A 6,017-nucleotide genomic window follows, 5' to 3' on the forward strand; every position below is an offset into this window, starting at 1 on the left:
GGGCGATTCAACTCGGCATTGAAATGCCAAGTTTTCTCGCCCTCAACGTAATAAATTGCCTTGGAACTGGCATGAACGTGGGCTGCGTGGGCAGTAAGGGCCAGTCCCAGGCCCAGCGCCGCGAAGGCGAAAGTTCTGATTTTCTTATCGGTCATGATTTTTTCCTCATTTTTGCTTGTTATTAATAAAATTATATTCTTTTTTGCCAGTCTAGTGGCCAGACGGAAGCATTTTTTCAAAAAAGGCCGATTGACCTTATCAGCGAGTTTGCTTATGCTTAAAGAAGCAAGCATGATTAAGAGGTGGCGATTATGGAGGCAAAGCAGCTTTGGCAAAAGAACGGATTTACGATCCGCTTGGCAAAAGCCAGCGACGCGGCAGACTATTATTTCCAAAACTACTGCCCATTGGACAAGGAAGTGGCCAGGCTGACCGGCTGCAAGGAGACTTTTTCAAAAGATGAGGTAGTCTCCTTTTTCATGAAGTCGCTGGCTGACGAAGACCGCCGCTTCTTCTTGATTATCGCTCCTGACGGGCAGATCATCGGCGAGAGCGTGATCAACGAAATCGACTGGACCTTGCGCTGCGCCAACTTCCGCATCTGCCTCTTCCATCCCGCGCAAAGAGGCCAGGGGATTGGCAGCTGGGCAGTCAGGATGACCCGGGACTTTGCCTTTGAGCAGCTGAAGCTGCACCGGCTGGAGCTGGACGTTTTTTCCTTTAATCCCCGGGCAGAAAAGGCCTACCTGCGGGCTGGATTTAAAAGAGAAGGCGTCCGGCGGGATGCAGTTATGGATGGCGGCAAGTACGCGGATGACATTTTGATGGCCATTTTGGAAGACGACTGGCGCGAGCTGGTTAAGAATTAAGTAAAGAAATGGAGAAAAAGATGAAGTTTCCAGTAGAAAAGCTGACCTGGACCAGAGAGCCAGCGGACTATGCAATTTTAGACGACAAGATTGAGATCGTGACCAAGCCGCACACGGACTTGTGGCAGCGGACCTACTACCATTTCCGCAATGACAACGCGCCGGTCCTGCAATTGGCGAGCGATGAAAAATTCTTTTCTTTCATCGTTAAAACCGATTTTGCCAGCCACCACCGCTTTGACCAGTGCGGGGTGGTCATGTACCTGGACAGCGAAAACTGGCTCAAGGGGTCAATTGAGTACGAGAATGAAGACTTCCAGCACTTGGGCAGCGTGGTGACCAACCATGGCTATTCAGACTGGGCGACAACGGAGATCCCGGCCACGGTCAAGTCGATGTGGTACCGACTTAGCCGCAGAGAGGACGACTACTGCATTGAATGCTCAGAAGATGGGGTGACCTACAAGCAGATGCGGATTTGCCATATGCTGGAAGGCGGCGGAACGATCCGCTTTGGCATCTATGCCTGCAGCCCGGAGGATTCATCCTTTAAGGCCACGTTCAGTCACTTAGAATTGACTGACTGCCAGTGGCAAAAGCATGATGGCCAAGCCGCCGATCCCGACTTAGAGTAAAAAATCCGTTCCCAGAACTTGGGAACGGATTTTTGGTTAGTTGGCGTATTTTATTTTGACTTTATTATTTGTATCTCCCCTTGACGGCGACGGACTTAGTGGCTTGGGAACCAGTCAGCTGCGGGTAGATGTAGACGGTGCCTTTCTTGCTGATATAGTAGTCGACCGTATTCAAGTCGACCAAATCAGCGGCAGACGCGGACATCCCTAGGGCTCTGGCTTCCTTTTTCAAAGCTGCCTGTACGTTCTTCTTGCCGCCCTTGACTACCTTCCAGACGGGCAGGCGCTTGCCGCTTTTGAGCGAGTAAGCCCCGCCATGAACGTAGCGGATGTGGCTGGCGCCGGCGTAGTGGTCGCTGGCGCGCTTGATTGCCGCAATGCCGTGCTTGTTGAAAGTAACCTTGGACTTGACGACGTAATAGTAGTCGTAATCGTTGTCCTTGTCTTTTTGGGCGGCCTTGAATAGGCTTTTGGCATCTTTTTTGGCCGCTTGGTAGGACTTGACCTGAGCCTGGTTGATCTTCTTGATGGCCTTGCTCTTGCCCTTGAAGACAGGGAGCTGGTATTTGAAAGTGGCTGAGCGCTTGGCGAACCGCTTGCTTTCCTTGTAGTTCTTGATCTGCCAACTGGCTTTGGCGGCTTTGACCTGGCCGGCGCTAAGGCCTAGGCACAGCGCGGCTGATGCCGCGATCATGGCTTTTTTAAACATGATTTTCTTCCTCCTAATGTGCACACTGCTAATAGTATGATTATTATAGCTTCTAGAGCGATTGTAGCTATGGGGATGCAGATTTTTTGAAAAAATCTTATAACTTGCTGCCCGCGAGGGGACAACGTCAGTGTCATTAAGTTCGAAAAGCAGCCGCAACAATTTTCCTGCATTGGGACAATCGCCGCGGCCTTTTTCTACAAGTCCAGGTTTAAGCTATAATATGGTCAGAAAGCAGGTGGATTTAATGAGTCGAAAAAACGCGCGCGACCTGCTCACGGTGCTGGTAGTGATGATCCTGTGTGCCTTTTTCACCAAAAGTCCCAAAATCTGGGGCAGCGTGATCATCCTCGCCATCCTGGGCTTGGTCTTTGACAACATGCCGCGAGCCGGTCACTGAGACAATATAGAAAGGTCGAAACAAATGAAAGAAGATACGGTTTATCAACACGGGACTTTGGCGATGCTGATCCCAGGCCTGTTCGACGGGACGCTGCCAGTCAGCCGCCTGCTTGAGCACGGCGACTCCGGCATTGGCACCTGCGCGGGCCTTGATGGGGAAATGGTGGTCCTGGGCGGCCATGCCTACACCATCCGCCGCGATGGGACGGTGGAAGAGCTTGCCGGCGACGTGACCGTGCCCTTCGCGACGGTTCACTTTGACGCGCCTAAGTTCTCGCTTCCGCTGAAAGGCCAGGACTTTGCCCAGGCCAAGCAGACCCTGCTGGCCGCCAAGCCTCTGGAAAACGTCTTTTTCGCGGTTAAAATCATCGGGACTTTTGCCAAAATGAAGACCCGGACCGTCTTTAAGCAGGAGAAGCCTTACCCCGACCTCAACGCCGTGGCTGACCAGCAGGCCGTGTTTGAAGGAAAAAATACCCAAGGAACCATCATCGGCTACTTTGCCCCAGAGCTCTTCCAAGGCGTGGCCTCAAGCGGCTTCCACCTCCACTATTTGAGCGATGACCACCAGCTGGGCGGCCATATCCTGGACTTGACGGTGGGAGAGGCGACGGCTTACCTGCAGCCCTTCGCCGACTTCCAGCTCCACCTGCCCCTGGAAAACCCTGATTTCATGCAGCAGCGCTTCGACCTGGCCAGCCTTGGCGACCAGATCTCCAAGGCTGAGCACTAATCCAGCAATTTTAATAAAAAAGCTTCTGCCCGCAAAGATTGAGCAGAAGCTTTTTTGTTGATTTTAATCAGGCAAATCCGCCCCGGCTTGCCTGGAGCTGAAGGTGAACTGGCCTTGGCTGCCCTGGGCCAGGATGGTCAGATCCTGCTGGCGGCTGACGGAATAGCGGGCCAGGGTGCAGGCCTGGCCGCCCGGGAAGAAAATTTCCACTGAATTCTTGTCCGTGTAGACGTTCAAATTCAGCTCCGTGCTGGGCGGAAACTGTCCGTTTTGCTGAGCCTGGTAGTCGGCCTTGGCCTGGCCCAGCAGCTCATTGGCCACTCTGGTGACCTGGTAGGCGCCAGTTGCCGCGTTGAGCTGCAGCTCGATCTGGTCGCTGCCTTGGATCAAATACAGCTGGACTAGGCCCGTGAACTTGGTCAGCTTTAACTGGTAGTGGCTGTTGGCGGGCTGGCGCTTCAGGCTGGCGATCTGCTTCCAGTTGCTGCCGGAAAGCTGCCCCTGGCTGCTCTTGGCGGCCGTTTCGTGCAGTTTCGCCGTCACCGGCGTTTGCAGCAGCTGCTGGCCGTTTAAAAAGAGCTTTCTAGCCAAGCTGTATGAGCCTAAGCGTCTTGACTTCTTGGCCTGGCTGCCTTGGCCGGCCAGGATCCCGCTGGCCGTATAGCTCCAGTTGCCGATCCAGCCCATGGCGTAGATGGCCTGGTCTGGGGCGGCGGAATCAGGGCTGCCAGTGAAGTTGGCTCCATAGAAGTCGCTCCCCTGGTCCAGGCGCTGGCTGGAGCCTTCCGGAGTGAAGAGGCCGTTTTGGTCCAAGTGGCCCACGATGTAGTAGGTTCCCGTGGTCTGCCCGTTTTGCGGCATCTTGGCCCCAAAGAAGAGGACGGTCTTGGCCTGCCCCTGGGCATTTTTCATGAACCTGACGACCGGGCACTCAAGGGGCTGGTCTTGGTCGTTGAAGCCGTTCAGGACGCTGGTCCCCAGGACCTTGGACGCGCCTTTTTCGTCAGCCTTGGTCCAGGTCAGGCCATTCGCGGACTGGTAGACGCCGAACTGGTTGCCTTCAGCCACGTACATGATCATTTTGCCATTATTGTAGAAAACCGTCGGATCCCGCTCCTGGTCGGCCTTTTGGGAGGCAAAGGACCAGGAGTGGTCCAAAACGGGTTTGCCATCATTTAACGGATGGCTGAAGGTCAAGCCGCCGTCGCTGGACCAGGCGGCCCAGACGTTCTGGGAGCCGTCGCGCCGCTTCAGGCCTGAGAAGTAGGCCACAGGAGCGCCCTTGGGCACGCCCTGGATCAAGCCGGTGTTTTTGATCACGCTGCCGGTCCAGGCTGACTTCCAGGCCTCAGCGTGGGTCAAATAGGTGGCTTTAATGGCGGTCTTTTGCTTGGAAAAATGAATGAAATCCTTGGTCGAAGTTACCGTCCAGCTTTGTCCCTTGGGGCCAAAAGGCTTGGTGGCGCCATCTCTGGAATGCAAAAAGTAGATCCGGTAGGACTGGCTCTGCTGGTCATAATAGATCGTCTGCAGGTCGTTGGACCAGCCTTGGCTGCTGGTCAGGTGATAAGCAGCTTGATGCTCAGGCGAGGTGAGCGTGGGCTGCTTATACGTGAAGCCATGATCAGCGTAGCTGTCCGTCTGCTCGTCATGTCTTACCCAGAGGGCGATCAGGCCCAGGAGCAGCAAGAAGCCGCTGATCCAGTAGCAGGGGAGGAACTTGTCGCGTCCCATACTGGTCTGCCATTTTCCTTGCTTTCTGCGGCTCATTTTAAATCTCATCGTCGTCATGCCCTTTATTTCTGCTTATTTTCTGCTTGCTTTTGCTTAAAATTATACAACATCCAGAGCATCAAAAAAGAAGCCTGGCGCTGTTGCTGGGCTTCTTCAGACATCTTTGTTCCATTTGCCCTTGATCTTGGCCGTGACCAAGCCGCTGACCTCTTCAACCGACAGGCTGAAATCGCTTTGAAACCAGTGAATCAGGATCTGCGTGATGGCTCCGGCCAGGTAGGCCGCGGAATAATCCAAGTGCTGTCCCTGTCTGGCCGTGGCCTGCAAGCAGGAAATTTGGGGCAGATAGTGCTCAAACTCATCGACCATAAAGGCGTTCAGGCCGTTATCGATCAATTCTTGGAAAAAGTCGCGCTCTTTGTAGAAAAAATAAAAAGAAGCGGTGACCAGCTCCTTAACCTGCATCTGGTCCAAATCCCGGTGCTGCCGGCGGAACTCGATGAACATGCAGCTGAACTGGTAGTGCATGACCTCTTCTTTTGAGCTGAAGATCTGGTAAAAAGTCTGCCGGGACAAGTGGGCCCGGCGGCAGATGGCGGTAACGGTGATCTCGGAATACTTCTCTTCTTTAAGCAGGTCCAAGAAAGCATCTTTGAGCCAGGCGCGGGACCTTAGGGCGGTTGGATTGCTGCCAGTATACATGGACTTCCCTCCTAAAAAGTCTGACAGATCATAAAATATGTAAGACTTATGAAAGTGCGTTGACGTGCTTCGCATGCTTTTGTATGATAATAGCACAGATTAGCGCTATTGCGCTAGTCTGAAAAGGATAAACATCCTTTTGCTTTCAATTCATCTCTAGGCTAAAATTAACAAAAACTAAGGTTCAGTATAAATTCGTGTGTAAATAGTAAAAATTAGACAACAAAAAAGAA

At 53.1% G+C, this 6,017-nt stretch carries 7 protein-coding genes; 4 read left to right on the plus strand and 3 right to left on the minus strand.

Annotation, left to right across the window (positions count from 1 at the left end; all coding sequences use genetic code 11):
• The first annotated feature begins 311 nt into the window (after positions 1-311).
• Together OCH80_RS09885 and OCH80_RS09890 are read left to right on the plus strand one after the other, a co-directional pair.
• Positions 312-869, plus strand: coding sequence for a GNAT family N-acetyltransferase (locus OCH80_RS09885; protein WP_404540566.1), 558 nt, complete (start codon positions 312-314; stop codon positions 867-869).
• A 20-nt stretch (positions 870-889) separates the two neighbouring features.
• Positions 890-1,504 (plus strand): DUF1349 domain-containing protein, encoded by a 615-nt coding sequence (locus tag OCH80_RS09890; RefSeq protein ID WP_404540569.1) that lies wholly within the window; start codon positions 890-892, stop codon positions 1,502-1,504.
• Between the two features lie 64 nt (positions 1,505-1,568).
• Here the strand turns inward: OCH80_RS09890 and OCH80_RS09895 are convergent, their stop codons facing one another.
• The gene (locus OCH80_RS09895) at positions 1,569-2,213 is read right to left on the minus strand and encodes a hypothetical protein (RefSeq protein WP_404540572.1); all 645 of its coding nucleotides are present in this window, start codon (positions 2,211-2,213) and stop codon (positions 1,569-1,571) included.
• A 247-nt stretch (positions 2,214-2,460) separates the two neighbouring features.
• Between OCH80_RS09895 and OCH80_RS09900 the strand changes: the two genes are divergently transcribed.
• Together OCH80_RS09900 and budA are read left to right on the plus strand one after the other, a co-directional pair.
• A complete protein-coding gene (locus OCH80_RS09900; protein WP_154548000.1) occupies positions 2,461-2,613 on the plus strand; it encodes a hypothetical protein in 153 nt (50 codons plus the stop codon).
• Positions 2,614-2,637: 24 nt separating this feature from the next.
• A complete protein-coding gene (gene budA / locus OCH80_RS09905) occupies positions 2,638-3,348 on the plus strand; it encodes an acetolactate decarboxylase (RefSeq protein WP_404540575.1) in 711 nt (236 codons plus the stop codon).
• 63 nt (positions 3,349-3,411) lie between these two features.
• On the opposite strand, the gene OCH80_RS09910 is transcribed toward budA, so the two are convergent.
• Both OCH80_RS09910 and OCH80_RS09915 read right to left on the minus strand, forming a co-directional pair.
• On the minus strand, positions 3,412-5,118 hold the full coding sequence (locus tag OCH80_RS09910) for a GH32 C-terminal domain-containing protein (protein ID WP_404540578.1): 1,707 nt from the start codon (positions 5,116-5,118) through the stop codon (positions 3,412-3,414).
• A gap of 117 nt (positions 5,119-5,235) precedes the next feature.
• Complete coding sequence (locus OCH80_RS09915) at positions 5,236-5,784, minus strand: TetR/AcrR family transcriptional regulator (RefSeq protein WP_404540580.1); 549 nt, start codon at positions 5,782-5,784, stop codon at positions 5,236-5,238.
• Positions 5,785-6,017: the final 233 nt, after the last annotated feature.

Origin of the sequence: Lactobacillus sp. 23-2 (assembly GCF_044902225.1) — a bacterium.
Lineage (GTDB): Bacteria > Bacillota > Bacilli > Lactobacillales > Lactobacillaceae > Lactobacillus > Lactobacillus absianus.

Bases quoted from the DNA above. Each gene is read 5' to 3' on its own strand.
- OCH80_RS09890 (WP_404540569.1), top strand. From the start codon at position 890: ATGAAGTTTCCAGTAGAAAAGCTGACCTGGACCAGAGAGCCAGCGGAC.
- OCH80_RS09910 (WP_404540578.1), bottom strand. From the start codon at position 5,118: ATGAGCCGCAGAAAGCAAGGAAAATGGCAGACCAGTATGGGACGCGAC.
- OCH80_RS09915 (WP_404540580.1), bottom strand. From the start codon at position 5,784: ATGTATACTGGCAGCAATCCAACCGCCCTAAGGTCCCGCGCCTGGCTC.
- OCH80_RS09895 (WP_404540572.1), bottom strand. From the start codon at position 2,213: ATGTTTAAAAAAGCCATGATCGCGGCATCAGCCGCGCTGTGCCTAGGC.
- OCH80_RS09885 (WP_404540566.1), top strand. From the start codon at position 312: ATGGAGGCAAAGCAGCTTTGGCAAAAGAACGGATTTACGATCCGCTTG.
- OCH80_RS09900 (WP_154548000.1), top strand. From the start codon at position 2,461: ATGAGTCGAAAAAACGCGCGCGACCTGCTCACGGTGCTGGTAGTGATG.
- budA (WP_404540575.1), top strand. From the start codon at position 2,638: ATGAAAGAAGATACGGTTTATCAACACGGGACTTTGGCGATGCTGATC.